A 16866-nucleotide genomic window follows, 5' to 3' on the forward strand; every position below is an offset into this window, starting at 1 on the left:
GGTGTGGGTTACCCCGCCCGCGTCGGTCGGTCGACGATGGTGGTGGGGGGTGTCGACCGGTCCCGTTCTAGGCTTCCGGTGGAACGCCCGTGCACCGTGCGGTTCGACGAGAACGGGAACGCGCCGACCGATGCGCCGAATGACTCGGCGTCGTCGGGTGCACGTCATCGCGTTTCTCGACCGGGGTTATAAGACTGCGCCACCGAGTATCAATCGAGATAATTCGACGACGAGGCGACGAAGCGACGAGTTACAGCCGCGAGCGGTCGCCAGTTCCGCCTGCGCTACCACCGGTGAGTCGTCTCGACATCACAGTCGAGACCGGTCACCGGTGCCACCGGTCATCGCGCTCGCCAACGCCCCTTCGACCACGACCTCGTCGCCGAGCGTCGTCAGTTGAATCTCGGGGATGTTCGACATGACCATCTCGCTCATCTGCTCGCGGATGGGGTCTAACACGAGGTCCGGGTTGTTGAGCGCGACCGCGCCGCCGACGTAGATGATAAGCGGCGCGTACGCGTGGACGATGTTGGCGACGCCCATCGCGTTCCAGTGGCCCAGTTGGCTGATGATGTGGTCGGCGAACTCGTCTTCGCCGGCGTGTTCGAACACGTCGACCGCGGAGAAATCGGGGTCGGAGACGGGGAGCGCGGTGTCGACCGGGTCCTCCTCGTGGAGTTCGCGGGCGTACTTCGGGATGTTGTTCCCCGAGCAGTAGCCCTCCCAGTGGCCGTTGTGGCCGCACCCGCACGTCATGAAGCCATTCGGGTCGAGCGTCAGGTGGCCGACCTCGCCGGCGTTGCCGTCCCACCCGGCGAGGACGTGCCCGTCGACGCAGACGCCCGCGCCGATACCGGAGGAGATGGTGAGATACACCATGTCGTCGGGGTTGCGGTCGGAGTGGAACCGCTCGCCGATGACGCCGGCGTTCGTGTCGTTGTGCAGGTACACCTCGTCCGTCTCCAACAGCACCGAGAGGGGACCGGTCAGCGGGATGCGGTCGATGGTGTCCGGGAGGTTCGCCGGGTTCTCGACCGCGCCCTCGGCCAGGTCGAGCGGGCCGATCGCGCCGATGCCGGCCGCGACCGCGTCGCTCGGATCGATGCCCGCCTCGGCACACGCCTCGCGGACGACGCCGAGGACCGCCTCGGTGACCGCGATTCCGGTCGGGCCGCGCGGTGTGTTGTCACGGGCTTCCCCGAGGATAGTCCCCTCGTCGTCGCCCACCACGGAACGGACGTTCGTCGCCCCCAGGTCGACGCCCACGTAGTACGCCATCGTTCCCATAGGGATGCGCCCACCACTTAACTAAGCGGGATTTTCGGCAGATTTACTCGCGGCGATGTAACTCTCGGTTCGGGATCACGCGGAGTTGTTGGTCGGGAGTTTGGGGATGAGCCACGAGAGGAACGAGTCCATGCTGCGCGACTGCGTCCAGACGGTCCCCGGCCCGGTGAAGGTACAGACGAGTCCCTCGCCGCTGAACAGGGTGGACTTCAGGCCGCCGACGCGCTCGACCGAGAAGTCCGTCGTCTCGTCGAAGGCGACGATGTGGCCGGTGTCGACCGTGTAGCGCTCGCCGTCGCCGAGTTCGACCTCGTGGATGGCCCCGTAGCTCGACAGGAAACAGTCGCCGGTGCCGGTCAGTTTGAGCAGGAACAGCCCCTCGCTGCCGAAGAACGTCTTCGCCCCGCCGAAGGAGGTATCGAGGTCGAGACCGGGGTCCGAAGCGAGGTACGACCCGGACTGGACGTACAGCGTCTCGTCGGCGAGACCGTGGTGGACGATGTCGCCCGGCAGCGGGGGCGCTAACGAAACCTCCCCCGCCTGCCGCGCGCTGAACGTGTTCTGGAAGAACGACTCGCCGCCGAGGACGCTCCGCTTGAGCGACCCGAACAGGCCGCCGTTCGCGTTCGTCTCGATATCGATGCCGTCGGAGTAGCTGACCATCGCGCCGGCCTCCGACCGGAGCGACTCGCCCTCGTCGAGCGAGACGGTGAGGAGGGCGAACGACGGGCGGTAGTCGATGGAGTGGTCCATGCGGAAGCTGACGGCGCGCTAAGATATGTAGTTGCCTGCGAGAGCCGGGGAAATCAGGGCTCGCGCCGCCCGCGGACCGTCACTTCGTGTCCGCGCGGACGAACGTCACGGGGCACGGCGCTTCGAGCATGACCTCCTGTGCGACGCTCCCGAAGACGGCCTTACCGGTCGGCGAGCGCTTCCGACCGCCGACGACGAGGCGGTCGGCGTCGACCTCGCCCGCGAGTTCGACGAGCTTCTCGCCGTGGTGGCCGACCCGGCCGTGGATGACGTAGTCGACGTCCGCCTCGTCGAAGCGGCGCGTGAGTTCGCGGACGGTGGCGTGCCGTCGGGCCACGTCGTCCGCCGAAACCTCCTCGGCCGTGATGTCGAAATCGAGGTTGTCGAGCGCGTCGTCGTACTCGTCTCTCGTGAAGACGTGCCCGATGACGACCGTCGCGCCGGTCGGTCCGGCCACGTCGATGGTCTCTTCGGCGAGTCTGTCGATTCGGTCGGCGTCGCCCGCGCCGATCGCGAGCAGGATAGTTTCGATAGCCATACCAACCCGTTCGCCCCGGCATCACTTAACCGTGCCGGAGATTTTTACTCACAATCGAAATAAAAATTCGTGTTCGTGGCTGGCGAGGTCGCTGTCAGCCGGAGCGTCACGTGCTAACACTATGTACGTTTCGCCGGCGGCGCGGCCGCTCGACGGGCGGGTACGCGAGAAAATCGGGGCGCGTCGAACGGCTCAGACGTCGGGCGCGTCGTCTTCGACCGCGCGCTTCATCGAGTCGCGGCGGGACTTCGCGTCGCGGCCCGTCGCCTCAAGGAGGAAGTCGTTTTTCGCGCTGACGGCCTCGCCCGCGGCTTCGAGGTCTTCGGGAGCGAGGTCGGCCGGGTCGGCCTCCTCGAAGTTGACCGCGAGCTTGTCCTTCTTGCCGCTGTACTTGACCGCGCCGGCGACGATGCGGGTGAACACGGGATTGTCGGGTTCGCCGACGACGTAGAGGTCGCTTCCCTTGAACTCCTCGGTGCCGGTGATGGGGCCGAAGTAGTCTTCGACCGTCGCTTTCATGTCCGGAATTCGCTCTTCGAGCGTCTCCCCACGACGCATCTTGTACTCCTTCATGGACGCCTTTTCGACAGGGTACGGTTTACCTGTTTCGCGACTCCGCGACGCCTGTGACGCCGTGGCGCGGTCAGGATTCCCGCTCGGCGATGTAGCCCTTCTTACACTCGGGGCAGATGTCGCCGGCCCGCATCGACGACGAGGACGCGCCGCGGGCGTGGCCGCAGTTCGGGCAGTAGTACTCGACCGCGTCGTCGGGGGCCTCGTTGCCGACGTTCGACTCGTCGGCGCGGACGAAATCGTCTTCGTCTTCCGCCTCGACGTACTGGCCGTTCGACTGCCGGCCCTGCGGGGCGCTCTCCTCCGGTGTCAGCCCGCCGCCGAACGAGACCGAGACGGGCTCTCCGTCGTCTGGCTGGGCGTTCCAGCCCTCGTCGTCGCCCGGCGCGTCGGGCCACGCACCGCGTTTTCGCTCTCGGGGCTGTTCCGACTCCGCCTCGGCGGCGTCGGCGTCCGCGTCGATGAACTCCGCGTCGTCGCCGTCGGCCGGCGGCGTCGGGTCGTCGGTCTCGACCTCGTCGACCTCGTCGGGCCACTGCGTCCGGTCGCGGGGTTCCGACTGCGATTCGTCGTCGTCGAGGATGACGCCGTCGTCGGTCACCGCCGGGGCGTCGGCGGTCCCGGTGTCGGCGGCACCGGCGTCGCCGCCCGCGTCCGACTCGGCGGCCGGTTGGGCGTCGGCGGCGTTCGCGGCCTCGGCCGGCTGCTGCGCCGCGGGGTCCGCGCCGGCGTCCGCCTCGGTGTCGCCCGCGGCGTCGGCTTCGGCGGCGTCGATCCCGGCCCGCGTCTCCGCGTCCGGAGCCGTCTCGATGGCGGCGTCCTCGCCCTCGGAGGCGCCGGGCTGTGGCTTCGCCGGCTCGAAGCCCGCGGCCGCGGTCTCGACTTCGCCCTCCGTCATCCCGACCTCCTCGGGCGTTCGGATGGCCGTGACCTCCTTGTTCTCGCTGATTATCTGTTCCTGTCCGCACCGCGAGCAGACCTGTATCTCCCGAATCGAGACGACCACCTCGTCGCCGCGTTCCTCGCGCTCCCGTTCCGTCTCGGCGTCTCCGTAGGAGTGCCCGAGAAGACGGCAAGTAAGTCCCATTACGCGAGGATTCCGGGATTCGGAAACAAAAAGGTACCCCCTGCCCGTCCGACGCCCGTCAGACGGGCGGTACAAGTAAACAGGAGGCGAACGATGTACCCGCTATGAGAGCGAGGCGGGAGTTTCGGAACCGCCGCGACATCGAGGTCGCGGTGCTCGACGCGCTCGTCGACCGCCACGACGAGGGAATGACGGTGTTCGAACTCCGTGCCGCCGTGGACGCCGACATCGACACCATCGAGGAGGCGCTCTCGGCGCTCAAAGACGAGAACCTCATCGTGGTCGAGGAGGCCGACACGCGGGTGCTCATCCACGCCGACGAGCGCGTCGTTCCGGACCCGAGCGAAGCCGTCGAAGAGGACGCGTCGCTGTTCGAGAAACTCCGCGAGCGGTTCGGACTCTGAGCGGACCGAGGCGGGGCACAGACTCGTTTTGACTTCCACGCGCCACGAGCGACCGACGCCGCGCCGGCCCGCGACCGAAAGCCGGGCGAGTCGTCCGGGAGTGGGAGGGTTTTACGCGCCGAAGGCGAAACGGGGGGTAATGACACTCGTCGCCGACATCCACGAGGCACACGGTGCGACGTTCGAGACGCGCGGCGGAATCGAGGTCGTGAGCCACTACGGCCGCCCCGAGCGGACCCACCGCGCCGTCAGAAACGGCGTCGGCGTCATCGAACACGGCTACGGCGTGGTCGTCGTCGAGGGCGAAGACAGGGTCGACTACGTCGACAACGCGGTGACCAACACCGTCCCCGACGAGGACGGCGAGGGCGTCTACGCCCTGCTTCTCGACCCCGACGGCCGCATCGAGACGGAGATGTACGTCTACAACGCCGGCGAGCGACTGCTGATTTTCACCCCGCGGGACCGCGCGGAACCGCTCGTCGAGGAGTGGCGCTCGAAGACGTTCCTCCAGCGCGTCAAGATACGCGACGCCTCCGACGAGTTCGGCGTCTTCGGCGTCCACGGCCCGCAGTCGACCGAGAAGGTCGCGAGCATCCTCTCGGGGGCTGGCGCGCCGGAGCCCGAGCTTTCCTTCGTCCGCGGCTCTATCGGCGGCGAACTCGGCGTCACGGTCGTCGCCTCCGACAACCCGACCGGCGAGGAGGGCTACGACGTCATCTGCCGCGCGAAGGACGCCGAAGACGTGCTCGACGCGCTCCTGTTCTACGGCAACCCCTCGGTCCCCGTCGGCTATCAGACGTGGGACAGCCTCACCGCCGAGGCCGGCACGCCGCTTTTCGAGTCGGAACTCCGCGGCAACGTCCCGAACGTCGTCGGCGTCCGCAACGCCCTCGATTTCGACAAGGGCTGTTTCGTCGGCCAGGAACTCGTCTCGAAGATAGAAAACCGCGGGCGGCCCTCGCGCCGGCTCGTCGGCTTCCGCGCCGACGCACTCCCCGAGTCCGGTGCCGAGGTCTCGGCCGACGGCGAGTCGGTCGGCACCGTCACCCGCGCCGTCGAGAGCCCGATGCTCGACGCGCCCATCGGCTTCGCGCTCGTCGACTACGGCCTCGATACCGACGCCCTCGAAGTCGCCGTCGACGGCGACCGCGTCGGCGCGACCCGCGAGCCGCTCCCGTTCGTCGAGGGGAGCGCGGTGTCGGCGCGGATTCCGACGTATCCGGGCGAGAACTAGGAGCGACAATCGTGCGACCGGCGGCTCCCGGCCGCCTCAGAGCAGTTTCTTCAGGTGCTCGCGCGAGAAGAACGAGCTCGGCTTGTCCATGTGGACGCCGATTTCGCCCGACAGCGACCGGAGGCCGACTCGCTGGAGCCACTCGGGAAAGGAGTAACACCGGCGGACGAGGTGGCCCAGCCGAATCTCCCGGGAGAGTTCGTCGCGCCACGCCGACTCGTAGGCCGACAGCGTCTCGGGGTCGTCGGGGTCGATGGTCGACGCGGCGATGTCGGCCGCGGTCATCCCGTAGAGGATGCCGCCGCCGGTGAACGGCTTGGTCTGGGCGGCCGCGTCGCCGACGAGGAACGCCCGCCGGGTCGTCGCCCGGTCCGGCGGGCCGATGGGAATCGCGCCCGAACAGAAGTGCTCCGTCTCCACGTCGTAGGTTCGGGTGAGCGCGTCGAACATCTCGTTGACCTCCGCGCCCGGCGGGGCCGCGAGGCCGTACTCGACGCCGGCGTCGCCGCGGGGGATGCGCCACGCGAAGAACCGCGGGACCGTGAGGTGCACGTCCACGAAGTCGCCGTCGTCCGGCTCGGGGTCGAACGCGAGGACGCCGTGGAGCGTCTCCGACGGTTCGGGGAGGGAAAGCGCCCGGCGGACCCGCGAGGTCGGGCCGTCGCAGCCGGCGACCATCTTCGACTCGAACTGGACGGTCCCCGATTCGCCGGCGACGCTGACGGTCAGTCGGACTCGGTCGTCGAGTTCCTCGACGGCGGTGACGGTGTGGCCCTCGCGGACGTCCGCGCCGGCCTCGCGGGCGCAGTCGGCGAGCGTGCGGTCGAGTTCGACGCGGTCGATGACGTTCGAGACCTCGCTTTGCTTGTAGAACGGGTAGGCCTTCGAGTTCGGGCCGCCGACGCGGAAGTTCGCCCCGTAGATGCGGTTCTGAAACAGGCGGTCGCGCGCCTCGTCGGGGACGTACTCCCAGATGTCGGTGCTGACGTGGCCGGAGCACGCGAGGGGCGTCCCGACCTCGCCTTTCTCCAGCGCGAGCACGTCGTAGCCCGCGTCGGCCGCGCGTCGGGCGAACCGCGCGCCGGCGGGACCGACGCCGACGACGGCGAAATCGTACATAGTGGGGCGTCGCCGCGACGGCCAATGAATCTTCTCGCTTCGGGCGAGGGGACCCCCGACGGAAACCCCCGACTACGCGACGACCGCCAGCCCCGCCGCGGTCCGCCGCGTCCCGTCCCACGGGACGTCGATTCGGTCCCACGAGTCGCCGAAGTCGGTCGTCCGGTAGACGCCGCGGTCGTTCGCGGCGTAGCACTCGCCGCCGGTTCGCCCGGCGGCCAAGACCGCCCGCGTCGCGCCCGGTCCGGTCGGAAGGCCGGTCCCGTCGAGGCGTTCCCACGACTCGCCGCCGCCGTCGCCGTCGCGGGCCGCTCGGCGGTAGAGGTACGCCTCCGCGGACTCGACACGGTGGGCGCGCATCGGCCCGGAGGCGGCCGTCAGGAGCACCGACGCCGGGTCCGCGGGGTCGACGACGACGCTCCAGCAGTAGCCGTGGCCGAGCCCCGCGGTCGGCGTCGTCCACGTCTCGCCCGCGTCGTCGGTCTCGGCGTAGCCGTCGCCCGCGGCGACCCAGACGCGGCCCGGTCGGTCCGGGTGCGTCGCCATCGAGTGCGTGTCTCGCTTGCTCGACGGCACGCGGTCTTGCCACGTCTCCCCGCCGTCGAGAGACCGGACGAACGCCCCGGCTTCGACCGCGACGAACAGTCGGTCGGGGTCGGTCGGATCAACTTCTATCCAGCGGACGTGGTGGGTGTGCGGGCGGGGCGGAAACGCCCACGACGACGCCGAATCGAGGTCCGAAAGCGGCGCGAGTTCGGCCCACGTCTCGCCGCCGTCGCGGGAGCGGAAGACGGCCGAGGGTTCGGTCCCGGCGTAAATCACGTCGGGGTCGGCCGGGGAGACGGCGAGGCTCGTCACCGACTCGGGGAGCGCGTCGGTGCCGACCGCGTGCCACGACGCGCCGCCGTCGGTCGTTCGGAAGACGCCGGCGTCGAAGGTCCCGCAGAACGCTCGGGTCGGCGCGCGCGGGTCGGCCGCGACGCACTCGACTCGGTGCTCGTCGAGTCGCCGGCGGGCGGTGAAGTCCTCTGACGACCCCGAGACCGCGAGGACCGCGCCGTTCGCTGCGGCGTAGAGGTGCATGGGGGACGTAGGCGCTCGGCGGTGAAAAGCGCGGGTGCCGGGCGGCGGCTCGCGGCACTCGCGCGGGCCGCGCGAGGAATCGCGTCCGGGACCGCAGCGACGACTACGACAGGTCGCGTCGCTCGAACACCTCGGCCGCGAGGACGACGAGGGCGCACGTCACGGCGACGAGCACGGCGACGCCGCCCCAGTCGACGTCGCCGGCGACGAGGAGTTCGCCGGGGTCGAGATAGCGCGTGAGCGACAGCGCGCCGAGGAACTCGTAGTCGGTGTCGACCGTCAGGGAGTCGAGGAGGAACGTCCCGAAGACGACGCCGATGGCCGCGCCCTGCGCCCGGCGGACCCGCCCGAAGAACGCCGACGCGAGGAGGCCGATGGCGACGCAGGCGACGAGGTAGAGGCCGCCGACGGCGTGGACCGCGAGGAGGCGAGAGAGGTGAATCTCCTCGTCGATGAGCCCCGCGCCGACGACGACGGCCGCGAGGAGCGCGAGGTCGACGACGGCGACCGCCGGGAGCATCGCGAGGAACTTGCCGACGACGAACCGCGTGCGCGAGACGGGCCGGACGAGGACGAGTTCGACCGACTGGCGGTCGACCTCGCCGGCGACGAGCGACCCCGCGGCGTAGGCGAAGTAGCTCCCGACGATGAGGAGCCAGACGAGCTGGTAGAGTTCGACCACGAGGTAGCCCTCCAGCGAGGAGATGTCGGTGACGCTCCCGACGAACGCCGACTGCAACTCCTCGGGATACGACTCCAGCAGTTCGGCGAAGTCGATGTCGGACTCGCCGAACGACGGGTAGACGGCGATGGTGAGCCCCGCGGTCGCCACGAGGAGCACGCAGACGACGAGGAGGCCGCGCCGCCGCCGGGCGAACTCGAAGGCCGCGATGTCGAGTTCACGCATCCGCGGACTCCTCGTCGTAGAAGTGCATGAACACGTCCTCGATGGCCGTCTCGCGGACTTCGAGGTCGTCGACGCGGTAGCCGTCGAGGGCGTCCACGAGGGCGTCGTAGTTGCCCGAGGTGACGAGTCGGAGCGAGCCGTCCGGTTCGATGCGCGCGTCGATGGTCTCCGGGAAGTCGAAGTCCGCGAGGTCGATGGCGTCCGGCGACCGGACCGAGACGACCTTCCCGCTTCGGGCGAGCAGGTCGTCGATGTCCTCGACGGCGACGAGCCGACCGTCGCGGATGATGGCGACGCGGTCGCAGACCTCGCGGACCTCCCCGAGGATGTGCGTCGAGAAGAACACCGTCACCCCGCGGTCGCGCTCCTCGCGGAGGAACTCGTAGAACTCCTGTTGGACGAGGGGGTCCAACCCCGAGGTCGGTTCGTCCATCACGACCACCCGCGGGTCGTGCATGAACGCCTGCACGATGGCGAGTTTCTGCCGGTTCCCGCGCGAGTAGGCCCGGACTGAACGGTCGAGCGGCACCGGAAAGCGGTCGAGGAGTTCGTCGCGCCGGTCGTCGCCGGAGAGCCCGGCGAAGTAGTCGAGCGTCTTGCGACCCGTCACGTCGTCGTAAAACCGCGGGTCGCCGGGGATGTGGCCGACGCGCCCGAGCACGTCGAGGAAGGCCGCGCGGTCGTCCACCGGGACGCCGAGAATGCGCGCCGTGCCGTCGGTCGGTTTGAGCAGGCCGAGCAGCAGGCGAATCGTCGTGGACTTCCCCGCGCCGTTGGGGCCGAGGAAGCCGAACAGTTCGCCCTCCGGGACCGAAAGCGAGAGCTCCTCGACCCCGCGAACGTCCCCGTAGAACTTCGTCAGACCGTCGATGTCGATGGCGGGGACGGACATACTCACACGTAGGCGCGCGCCGAACGTATCCCTTGCGTGACGTTACCGCCGACCGAGAGTCGAGCGTGTTGTTAAGATTACATACCGCGTATCTACGGTGACTGAAGCGGGGTCGCCCGCCGGTCTCCTCACCATGACTCCCCGCGGCCGGCGTACGAGCGCGGCGCTCCTCGCCACCTTACTAGTCGTGTCCGCCCTCCTCGGCGCAACGGGGAGCGCCGCGGCCGTCAGTCAGGTGGCCGGGAGGCCCGACCTCACGGTTATCGCGCCGGAGAACCGGCTCGTCGCGGGCACCGAGACCGCGGTCGAGGTGTTCGTCGTCAACAGCGGGACGGTCACGGACGACGGCCCCGAGGAGTACGAGGCGCTCGTCCAGACGGCCCGCGCGCTGACCATCAGCGCGGATTCGAGCGGGCCGATTACGGTCCTCAGCGGCGAGATTCCCGTCGGGACCGTTCCCGAGGGCGTCTCCGGGCCGGTGTCGCTCCGCCTCCGCGTCGCCGAGGGCGCTCGCCCCGGCACCTACGACGTACCCGTCACGTTCACCTACGACTACACCGCCTCGGTGTTCGTGGACGGCGACGACGTCGACGCCACCCACCGGAGCCGAACCGTCACGCGAGACCTCGAAGTCGTCGTCGAGCGCCGCCCCGCGTTCGAGGTCCGGGCGGTCGACGCGGCCCTCGCGGTCGGCGACAGCGGGACCGTCGCGGTCGACATCGAGAACGTCGGTCCCGTCGGGGCCGCGGACGCGACCGTCACCGCCACCTCGACCGACCCGGAGATAACGTTCGGGAGCGGCGTCGCCTCCGCGGAGACCTTCGTCGGCGAGTGGGACGCGGGCGAAACAGAGCGCGTCGAGTTCCGCGCCCGCGTCGCCGACGACGCCATCGTCCGCGACTACTCGGTCGACCTGACCGTGACCTACCGCGACGAGGACGGCCAAGAACGGACCTCGCGGGCGTTCGTCGCCGGGGTTCGTCCGACCCGCGGGGCCGACTTCGAACTCGCGGACGTGGACGCCGCGGTCGCCGTCGGCGACACCGGCACGCTGACGCTCGAACTCGTGAACGTCGGCGACGCGACCGCCGCGGCGACGACCGTCGGCGTGTCCTCCGCCGACTCCGAGGTGACGTTCGGGGCCGGCGCGCCCGCCGCGGAGGCCTACGTGGGCGCGTGGGAACCCGGCGAGACGAGGCGCGTGAGCTTCCGCACCCGCGTCGCCGACGACGCCCTCGACCGGCCCTACTCGCTGGACGTGGCCGTCTCGTTCCGCAACCCCGGCGGCGACCGGAAGACCCAGTCGCTCGTCGCCGGTCTCGACCCCGGCGCGGGCCCGGCGTTCGACGTGACGGTCGACGAGAGCACCCTCAGAGTCGGCGGCGTCGGCCGCGTCGTCGGCACCGTCGAGAACGTCGGCGGGACCGAGGCCCGCGACGTGGTGCTCCGCCTCGAAACCGAGGATCCGGCGCTGACGCCGACGGACCTCGACGTGACCGTCGGGACGCTCGCGCCCGGCGAGTCGACCGGGTTCGAGTACGCCATCGGCATCGCCGCGGGGTCGACGCCGGGGACGCGCCGGCTCCCGTTCGTCGTCGAGTACCGGCCGCCGGGCGACGAACTGCGCGCGGCCGACCGGACCGACGTGCTCGCGTCGGTGAGCACCGGCGACCCCGCCGTCGCGGTCGAACCGCGGAACGCGACGTTCGAAGTCGACTCGACGGGCCGACTCGTCCTCGCGGTGACGAACACCGAGTCGACGCCGCAGACAGACGTGACGGTCAGACTCGCCGTCGAGGAACCGCTTTCGAGCGAGGACGCCGTGGCGTTCGTCCCCCGGCTCGACGCCGGCGAGACGCGCCTCGTCGTCTTCGACCTCGAAGTGAGCGACGACGCCGTCCCGAAGACGCAGGTCGTCGGCGTCGACGTGAGCTACGAGGACGACGCCGGCAGACAGCTCTCGACGGACACCCAGCAGGTCGCCGTCGAGGTGGTCCAACCGGCGACGACGTTCCCCGTCCTCCCGGCGCTCGTCGTGGCGCTCGCGCTCGCGGGCGTCGGCTACTGGTGGTACCGGCGGCGCTGAGGGACCGGCGGCGCTGAGTGTATCGTCGACGCCGAAGAAAAGTCGAAGCGCGCGCTCAGTCGTCGGCCGGCGACGCGGGACCCGGCATCCCGCCGGGCGTCGTCGGCTCGCTGACCCACGCCTGCCACGCCATGATGAGCATGGAGACGATGAGACAGAGCCCCCACAGGAACGTCGTCGGAATCAAAAAGAACAGTCCGAGTCCGACGCCGACCCAGATAGTGAGGGGCAACAGCCACTGCCCGACGACGAACAGCCCGCTCACCGCCGCCCGGAGCCGCCCCGTCAGCGCGAACGCGTCCACCGCAAAGCCCATCACGACCGCGAGAATCGAGAGCACGCCCAAGTGCGCGTGGCCGCCCACCAACCACGACGGTACGCCCCCAGATTCCAGTAGCGTGTACTGGTACAGCCCCACCACCATCATCGTCGCCAGCCCGAGGAACCCCGATGTCTTGAGTATGCGTGACATACACATACAGATGACGCGTTGCGATTTGAAATGTTTTTCTCTCGACTAGTTTGGCAGGCGAATGTCAGGTCCGCCGGCAGTCGCTCCCCGGTGGGCGCGAAGCGACCGTCGAAAACAAGGCTCCGTGCCTGCGGCCGGCTCAGTCGTCGTTCGTCACTTTCGCGGGCTTGCGGCGGTCCGACCGCGGGCCCTCTTCGTCCACGTCGGGGAGGTAGTCGCGGAGGTACCGGCCCGTGTGGGAGTCGGGGTTCTCGGCGATTTCCTCGGGCGTGCCGCTGGCGACGATAGTTCCGCCGCCAGCGCCGCCCTCGGGCCCGAGGTCGACGATGTGGTCGGCGTTCTTCACGAGGTCGAGTTCGTGTTCGACCACGAGGACGGTGTTGCCGTTGTCGACGAGGCGCTGGAGCACCTCGATGAGCTTCCGCTCGTCTTCCTTGTGGAGGCCGGTCGTCGGCTCGTCGAGGAGATAGAGCGTGTCGCCGGTCTGCTTCTTGCCGAGTTCCTCGGCGAGTTTCACGCGCTGGGCCTCGCCGCCGGAGAGGGTGGTCGACGGCTGGCCGAGCTGCATGTAGCCGAGGCCCACGTCGTGGAGCAGTTGGAGGCGGCGGCGAATCTGCGAGTTCGCCTCGAAGAAGTCGAGCGCCTCGTCGACCTCCATGTCGAGCACGTCGGCGATGGTCCTGTCCTTGTACGTCACGTCGAGCGTCTCGGCGTTGTAGCGCGCGCCGTTACACTCCTCGCAGGGGACGTACACGTCCGACAGGAAGTTCATCTCGATTTTGACGTTGCCCTGTCCCTTGCAGGCCTCACAGCGGCCGCCCTTGACGTTGAAGGAGAAGCGACCCTTCTCGTAGCCGCGCTGTTTCGAGAGCTTCGTCTCGGCGAACAGCTCGCGGACGTAGTCGAAGACGCCGGTGTACGTCGCCGGGTTCGACCGCGGGGTCCGACCGATGGGCGACTGGTCGATGAGCCGGACCGTCTCGATTTCGTCGTAGCCCTCGATGGCGTCGTGCTCGCCGGGGTCGACGGAGGTGTTGTCGTTCATCCGGCGGGCGAGCCCCTTGTAGAGAATCTCGTGCATCAGGGTGGACTTGCCCGACCCCGAGACGCCGGTGACGGCCGTGAACGTCCCGAGGGGAATCGGCACGTCGAGGTCGTCGAGGTTGTGCTGGCGCGCGCCGCGGACGACGAGTTCGCCGTCGCCCTCGCGCCGCGAGTCGGGCACGTCGATGTCCTTGCGGCCCGAGAGGTAGTCGGCCGTGATGGAGTCGTCGGCCGCGACGATGTCGTCGAAGTCGCCCTGCGCGACGACCTCGCCGCCGCGCTTGCCCGGACCGGGCCCCATGTCGATGATTTCGTCGGCCCGGCGCATCGTCTCCTCGTCGTGTTCGACGACGATGAGCGTGTTGCCGAGGTCGCGGAGGCCTTCGAGCGTGTTGAGCAGTTTGTCGTTGTCGCGCTGGTGGAGGCCGATAGACGGCTCGTCGAGGACGTAGAGGACGCCCACGAGGCCGGAACCGACCTGCGTGGCGAGGCGGATGCGCTGGGACTCGCCGCCCGAGAGCGTGGCCGCCTCGCGGTCCAAGGTGAGGTATTCGAGGCCGACCTCGGTCATGAAGCCGAGGCGGGCGCGAATCTCCTTGAGAATCTCCTGTGCGATGGTGCGGTCGCGCTCCGAGAGGTCGCGTTCGAGGCCCTCGAAGTGTTCGAGCGCGCCCGCGATGGTCATGCGGTTGACCTCGGGGAGCGTCGTGCCGCCGACGCGGACGTGGCGGGACTGCTCTTTGAGCCGCGAGCCGTTGCAGTCCGGACAGGTCGTGACGGCCATGAACTCCTCGATGTGGTCGCGCGTCCGGTCGGAGTCGGTCTCGACGTGGCGGCGTTCGAGGTTGCCGACGACGCCCTCGAAGGGGTGTTCCTTGTGGCGCGTGCCGTTTTTCGTCGTCCACTCGAACACCACGTCCTCGGTGGTGCCGAACAGGAAGGCGTCCTGCACCTCGTCGGAGAGCTCCTCGAACGGGGTGTCGACGCTGACGCCGAAGTGGTCGGCGACGTTGTCGAGCTGGCGGCGGTAGTACGTCCGGTTGTAGCTCCACGGCTCGAAGACGTGCTTGAGCGGCTTCGACGGCTCGGTGACGACGAGGTCGGGGTCGACCTCCTTGGCCTTGCCGAGGCCCTCGCACTCCGGGCAGGCCCCGTGGGGGCTGTTGAACGAGAACGACCGCGTCTCGATTTCGGAAAAGCGGAACGACGAGTTCGGATTGCCGAGTTCCTCGGAGAACTCGACGACGAGGCGGTCGTCGCCCTCGCCGGCGAGCGACCCGGTCGACCGGGTGTTGGAGGCGAAGGGCAGGTCCTCGGGCGGGTCGGGAACGATGAGTTTGAGGACGCCGCCGGCCTCCTCCAGCGCGGTCTCGACGGAGTCGGCGATACGCGAGCGCGCCTCGGGCGCGACCTTCACGCGGTCGACGACCACGTCGATGGTGTGGTCGTAGTTCTTGTCGAGTTCGGGCGTCTCGAACGAGAGGTCGAACTCCTCGCCGTCGACCTCGACGCGGGCGTAGCCCTCGGAGACGAGGTCCGAAAACAGGTCTTTGAACTCGCCTTTCTGGTCGCGGACGACCGGCGCGACGACCTTCGCGCGGGTGCCCTCGGGGAGTTCGAGAATCTGGTCGACCATGTCCTGTGCGGACTGCTCGCCGACCTCCTCGCCCGTGATGGGGTCGTACTGGGTGCCCACGCGGGCGTACAGGAGGCGGAGGTAGTCGTGGAGTTCGGTGACGGTCCCGACGGTCGACCGGGGGTTGTTGGCCCCGTTCTTCTGGTCGATGGAGATGGCGGGCGAGAGGCCCTCGACGGCCTCGACCTTCGGCTTGTCCATCTGGCCGAGGAAGTTCCGCGCGTAGGCCGAAAGCGACTCGATGTACCGCCGCTGGCCCTCCGCGTAGACGGTGTCGAACGCGAGGGAGGACTTGCCTGACCCCGACAGGCCGGTGACGACGGTGAACGTCTCGCGGGGGATGCGAACGTCGAGGTTCTTGAGGTTGTGCTCTTCGGCACCGCGAACCTCGATGTAGTCCTTGCTCATTCGGACGACTCTAGGAACGAGAGGACCGAATAGGCATCGGTTCGGGCCGTTCGAACCGCATCGCTCGCGTCCGCGAGTCGGGGAGAAATCGGAGTGGAAGGGAGATGTCGTCCGCCGGCGTCAGCTGTTGAGCTTCTGTCGCGAGATGGAGATGCCCGTCGGCGTGATGACGATCTGGTCGTCGCCCTTCTGGACGATGTCGCCGTCGACCTCGCGCGCGACCTGCCGGAGGTCGTCGATGATGTGTTCCATCGTGTTGTCGGAGGTCGTGTGGCGGGTGATGTCCGCGATGACCAGATTGCCGTCGTAGACGGCGTCCTTGATGGCGATAACGTCCTGCTGGCCGCCGATCTCGGCGATGTGAACCGAGAGACCGGCGTCGCCGCGAGCGGTGTCGAAGTCGTCGAGGTCGAGTTCGACGTAGTCCTCGGTCGTTCGGGAACCACCACCACCGAGAATCTTACTCATGATACCCATAGGACGTAGAGAGGCCACAACGGGGTTAGTTCTTACGTCAGACGACTGTCGAAACGCAGACATTTCTCGGCTCGACGCGCGCCGGCCGCGCCGTTTCGCGGGGTGTTTTTACCCCGCGGCGCGCGGGGGGAGACGAACACGATGACTTTCAGCATCTGCGTCCGCGAGCCGTACGCCGACGCCGACGGCGACGACCAGCACCGCTTCGGCGTCGCCGTGACGACCCGGCTTCCGGGCGTCGGGGCCCTCTGCCCGTTCGCAAGCGAACACGGCGCGGTGGCGACACAGGCGCTGACGAACGTCGAGCTCGGGGAGAAGGGCATGGACTACCTCGAAGACGGTCTCGCCGTCGACGACGCCCTGCGGGCGCTGTTGAACGCCGACGACGGCCGCGCGGAGCGACAGCTTCACGGCGTCGGCCCCGAGGGGACGTTCGCCTTCACCGGCGACGACTGCCTCGGCTGGGCGGGCCACCGCGAGGGCGACGACTACACCGTCGCGGGCAACCTGCTCACGGGAGAGGAAGTCGTCGAGGCCGCCGCCGACGCCTACGAGCGGAATCGCGACGGCGACAGCGACGAACCGCTCGCGAAGCGACTCATCGACGCGCTCGGCGCGGGGCACGCCGCGGGCGGCGACAAGCGCGACGACCTCGCTATCCAGAGCGCGGCGGTCGTCGTGACCTCCACCGAGGACCGCGAGCTAAACCCGTACTACAACGACCTCCGGGTCGACGCGACGGAGACGCCGCTGCGCGACCTGCGCGAGACGTTCTCGATGGCGCGGGAGGGGTACGAGGCGGCGCTGGAGAAGTACGCAGAAGCGTAGCCGAGCGGAGCGCACACGGCGTGCGCCGAGTCCTG

At 69.0% G+C, this 16866-nt stretch carries 16 protein-coding genes; 4 read left to right on the forward strand and 12 right to left on the reverse strand.

The genetic code is table 11. From position 1 onward, the window contains the following. Positions 1-309: 309 nt before the first annotated feature. The 5 genes from FY251_RS04195 to FY251_RS04215 form a co-directional block, all read right to left on the reverse strand. Positions 310-1278 carry an ROK family protein gene (locus FY251_RS04195; RefSeq protein WP_148413939.1) on the reverse strand — a complete coding sequence of 323 codons (969 nt, stop codon included), beginning with the start codon at positions 1276-1278 and terminating at the stop codon, positions 310-312. An 84-nt stretch (positions 1279-1362) separates the two neighbouring features. Continuing rightward, complete coding sequence (locus FY251_RS04200) at positions 1363-2040, reverse strand: TIGR00266 family protein (RefSeq protein ID WP_148413606.1); 678 nt, start codon at positions 2038-2040, stop codon at positions 1363-1365. 79 nt (positions 2041-2119) lie between these two features. Beyond that, the gene (locus FY251_RS04205; RefSeq protein ID WP_148413607.1) at positions 2120-2578 is read right to left on the reverse strand and encodes a universal stress protein; all 459 of its coding nucleotides are present in this window, start codon (positions 2576-2578) and stop codon (positions 2120-2122) included. A gap of 192 nt (positions 2579-2770) precedes the next feature. Next, complete coding sequence (locus FY251_RS04210; protein WP_148413608.1) at positions 2771-3151, reverse strand: DUF5611 family protein; 381 nt, start codon at positions 3149-3151, stop codon at positions 2771-2773. A 70-nt stretch (positions 3152-3221) separates the two neighbouring features. Further along, a complete protein-coding gene (locus FY251_RS04215) occupies positions 3222-4238 on the reverse strand; it encodes a hypothetical protein (RefSeq protein WP_148413609.1) in 1017 nt (338 codons plus the stop codon). A gap of 104 nt (positions 4239-4342) precedes the next feature. Here FY251_RS04215 and FY251_RS04220 point away from each other — a divergent pair, with 104 nt between their 5' ends. Together FY251_RS04220 and FY251_RS04225 are read left to right on the forward strand one after the other, a co-directional pair. Next, positions 4343-4642 carry a DUF6432 family protein gene (locus FY251_RS04220; protein ID WP_148413610.1) on the forward strand — a complete coding sequence of 100 codons (300 nt, stop codon included), beginning with the start codon at positions 4343-4345 and terminating at the stop codon, positions 4640-4642. Positions 4643-4781: 139 nt separating this feature from the next. After that, positions 4782-5879: an aminomethyltransferase family protein gene (locus FY251_RS04225; RefSeq protein ID WP_148413611.1), complete on the forward strand. Its 1098-nt coding sequence runs from the start codon at positions 4782-4784 to the stop codon at positions 5877-5879. A gap of 36 nt (positions 5880-5915) precedes the next feature. Here FY251_RS04225 and FY251_RS04230 read toward each other — a convergent pair whose 3' ends face one another. The 4 genes from FY251_RS04230 to FY251_RS04245 form a co-directional block, all read right to left on the reverse strand. Next, a complete protein-coding gene (locus FY251_RS04230; RefSeq protein ID WP_148413612.1) occupies positions 5916-6998 on the reverse strand; it encodes a geranylgeranyl reductase family protein in 1083 nt (360 codons plus the stop codon). A gap of 72 nt (positions 6999-7070) precedes the next feature. Further along, the gene (locus FY251_RS04235; RefSeq protein ID WP_148413613.1) at positions 7071-8081 is read right to left on the reverse strand and encodes a sialidase family protein; all 1011 of its coding nucleotides are present in this window, start codon (positions 8079-8081) and stop codon (positions 7071-7073) included. 103 nt (positions 8082-8184) lie between these two features. After that, positions 8185-8988 (reverse strand): ABC transporter permease subunit, encoded by an 804-nt coding sequence (locus tag FY251_RS04240; RefSeq protein WP_148413614.1) that lies wholly within the window; start codon positions 8986-8988, stop codon positions 8185-8187. After that, positions 8981-9880, reverse strand: coding sequence for an ABC transporter ATP-binding protein (locus FY251_RS04245; RefSeq protein ID WP_148413615.1), 900 nt, complete (start codon positions 9878-9880; stop codon positions 8981-8983). The genes FY251_RS04240 and FY251_RS04245 overlap by 8 nt, the downstream gene beginning before the upstream one ends. A 133-nt stretch (positions 9881-10013) precedes the next feature. Between FY251_RS04245 and FY251_RS04250 the strand changes: the two genes are divergently transcribed. Beyond that, a complete protein-coding gene (locus tag FY251_RS04250; RefSeq protein ID WP_148413616.1) occupies positions 10014-11966 on the forward strand; it encodes a COG1361 S-layer family protein in 1953 nt (650 codons plus the stop codon). A gap of 55 nt (positions 11967-12021) precedes the next feature. Here the strand turns inward: FY251_RS04250 and FY251_RS04255 are convergent, their stop codons facing one another. The 3 genes from FY251_RS04255 to sepF form a co-directional block, all read right to left on the reverse strand. Next, complete coding sequence (locus tag FY251_RS04255) at positions 12022-12444, reverse strand: hypothetical protein (protein WP_148413617.1); 423 nt, start codon at positions 12442-12444, stop codon at positions 12022-12024. A gap of 133 nt (positions 12445-12577) precedes the next feature. Further along, the gene (gene uvrA / locus FY251_RS04260; protein ID WP_148413618.1) at positions 12578-15526 is read right to left on the reverse strand and encodes an excinuclease ABC subunit UvrA; all 2949 of its coding nucleotides are present in this window, start codon (positions 15524-15526) and stop codon (positions 12578-12580) included. A 120-nt stretch (positions 15527-15646) separates the two neighbouring features. After that, positions 15647-16003 carry a cell division protein SepF gene (gene sepF / locus FY251_RS04265; RefSeq protein WP_148413619.1) on the reverse strand — a complete coding sequence of 119 codons (357 nt, stop codon included), beginning with the start codon at positions 16001-16003 and terminating at the stop codon, positions 15647-15649. Positions 16004-16144: 141 nt separating this feature from the next. Here sepF and FY251_RS04270 point away from each other — a divergent pair, with 141 nt between their 5' ends. Next, a complete protein-coding gene (locus FY251_RS04270) occupies positions 16145-16831 on the forward strand; it encodes a DUF1028 domain-containing protein (RefSeq protein ID WP_148413620.1) in 687 nt (228 codons plus the stop codon). Positions 16832-16866 lie beyond the last annotated feature (35 nt).

The organism is Haloferax sp. KTX1 (assembly GCF_902410085.1).
GTDB classification, from domain to species: domain Archaea; phylum Halobacteriota; class Halobacteria; order Halobacteriales; family Haloferacaceae; genus Haloferax; species Haloferax massiliensis.